The following is a 2514-nucleotide window of genomic DNA, read 5'->3' as shown; positions in this document are numbered from 1 at the left end:
GCCTTTGCCTGAACTGCCAAAATGGCGCAAGCAATTCTTGTGGCCCTATGAAAATCCTCTTGATTTTTTCACGAACCTGACGTCTCATGAAATTTGCCCCGACTTTTTCACGAAGGGGATTTCTCACCAAGAAATTCATCAAGAGAAATGGCTTTGCCCTCGACCGCTGTCAGATCGGAGCAGGAAAACCGCGACCGGCTGCTGGCCGGCGATATCAGGGCGCTGCGCAGGGCGCGCGGTCTGACGCTTGCCGAGATCGGCCTGAAGCTCGGCCGCTCCGTCGGCTGGGTCAGTCAGGTCGAGCGCGGCCTGTCGATACCATCGCTGAGCGATCTCAGAGCCTTTGCGGAATTGTTCGGCGTGCCGGTCAGCCTGTTCTTCAGCCACGACGTGCCTTTGGAGAACGAGCGCGGCGTGGTCGTGCGCGCCGGTAGCCGCCGCACGCTTGGTACAAGCGATTCCGGATTGGTGGAGGAGCTTCTGTCGCCCGATCTCGGCGGTAGCTTCGAAATGCTGCGTTCGGTCTTCGCGCCGGGTGCTGAACTGAAGACCGAAGCGCGCCGGCCGACGGAGGAAGCCGGGTATGTTGCTTCCGGCAGCTTCGACATCGAGATATCAGGCGTCTGGCACCGGCTTGGCCAAGGCGACTCCTTTCGCTTCGACGGCAAGCCGTTCCGCTGGCGCAATCCTGGAGCGGAGCCGGCGGTAGTCATCTGGGTGGTTTCGCCACCTGTTTACTGAATGCATGTCCCCAAAAGTGTGCAGCGGTTTTGGGATAACGACATGCATCAAAACAGAAATAAGCGCGCTGGACCGCGCTTTAGGTTTGGAGAAAAACATGGCCGGTTTGCCGATCACGGCACGTGTGGTGATCATCGGAGGCGGTGTCGTCGGCTCCTCCTCGCTCTACCATCTCGCCAAGGCGGGCTGGACCGACTGCGTGCTCCTGGAAAAGAATGAGCTCACCTCCGGCTCGACCTGGCATGCGGCCGGCAACGTGCCGACCTTCTCCTCGTCATGGTCGCTGATGAACATGCAGCGCTATTCGACGGAGCTCTATCGCGGGCTGGCCGACGCGGTTGGCTATCCCATGAACTACCACGTCACCGGTTCGCTCAGGCTGGCCCATACGGCCGAGCGCATGCAGGAGTTCGAGCGCGCCAAGGGCATGGGCCGCTACCAGGGCATGGACATCGACGTGATCGGGCTCGACGAGATCAAGCGCCGCTACCCTTTCATCGAAACGCATGAGCTGAAGGGCGCGCTCTACGATCCGAACGATGGCGACATCGACCCGGCGCAGCTGACCCAGGCGCTGGCCAAGGGCGCCCGCGACCTGGGTGCGAAGATCATTCGCTTCTGTCCGGTCACCGGCGTGCGCCGCGAGAACGACGAGTGGGTGGTCGAGACCGCGCAGGGCGAAATCCGCTGCGAGGTGGTCGTCAACGCCGCCGGTTACCGTGCGGCCGAAGTCGGAAAGATGTTCGGCCGCGACGTGCCTATGATGGTGATGAGCCATCAATATATCCTGTTCGAGGAAATCCCCGAACTGGCCGCATGGTCGAAGGAGCAAGGCAAGAAACTGCCGCTGCTGCGCGACGTCGACACCTCCTATTACCTGCGCCAGGAAAAGAACGGCATGAATCTCGGCCCCTATGAGCGCAATTGCCGTGCGCATTGGGTCGGTCACAACGACCCAATGCCAGACGATTTTTCTTTCCAGCTGTTCCCCGACGATCTCGACCGGCTGGAGGACTATCTGGCCGATGCCGTCGCCCGCGTGCCGATCCTTGGCACCGCCGGTCTGTCCAAGGTCATCAACGGCCCGATCCCCTACGCACCGGACGGCAATCCGCTGATCGGGCCGATGCCCGGCGTGCCCAACGCCTTCGAGGCCTGCGTCTTCACCTTCGGCATCGCCCAGGGCGGCGGCGCCGGCAAGGTGCTGGCCGAATGGGTGACTGAGGGCCAGACCGAGTGGGACATGTGGTCCTGCGATCCGCGCCGCTTCACCAGCTTTGCCTCGGCCCCGGATTACTGCGTCGCCAAGGGCATGGAAATCTACGGCAACGAATACGCCATTCAGTTTCCGCGCCATGCATGGCCAGCTGGGCGCGACCGCAAACTGTCGCCGATCCATGATCGCATCAAGGCGCTCGGCGCCCAGTTCGACGCCTATAATGGCTGGGAGCGCGCCACCTGGTACGCGCAAGCCGGCGACGATGTTTCGGAAGCCGCGACGCTGACCTTCCGTCGCGACGGGCCATGGCAGCATCGCGTCCGCGAAGAATGCCTCGCCGTGCGCGACGCCGCCGGAATTTTGGACCTGCCCGGCTTTTCCCGCTTCAACCTCGACGGCCCTGGCGCTGCGGAATGGCTGAGCCAGCAGGTTACGGGGCTGGTGCCGAAACCCGGCCGCATCGGCCTGGTCTATTTTGCCGACGACAAGGGCCGCATCGTGACCGAAATGTCGGTGGTGCGCCACGATGAGAATTTGATGACGCTGATCACCGC

The 2514-nt window shown here is 62.4% G+C and carries 2 protein-coding genes; both read left to right on the top strand.

The features are described from left to right. Positions 1 to 147: 147 nt before the first annotated feature. Positions 148 to 741 carry an XRE family transcriptional regulator gene (locus EOA86_RS30385; RefSeq protein ID WP_128345004.1) on the top strand — a complete coding sequence of 198 codons (594 nt, stop codon included), beginning with the start codon at positions 148 to 150 and terminating at the stop codon, positions 739 to 741. 97 nt (positions 742 to 838) lie between these two features. Beyond that, positions 839 to 2514: FAD-dependent oxidoreductase (locus tag EOA86_RS30380; protein ID WP_164892126.1), on the top strand; the 1676-nt coding region annotated here is incomplete at its 3' end.

Origin of the sequence: Mesorhizobium sp. M5C.F.Ca.IN.020.32.2.1 (genome assembly GCF_004023105.1) — a bacterium.
GTDB lineage: Bacteria > Pseudomonadota > Alphaproteobacteria > Rhizobiales > Rhizobiaceae > Mesorhizobium > Mesorhizobium wenxiniae.
Note: the sequence above shows the minus strand (reverse complement) of the source record. Positions and strands in the feature narration are given on the sequence as shown.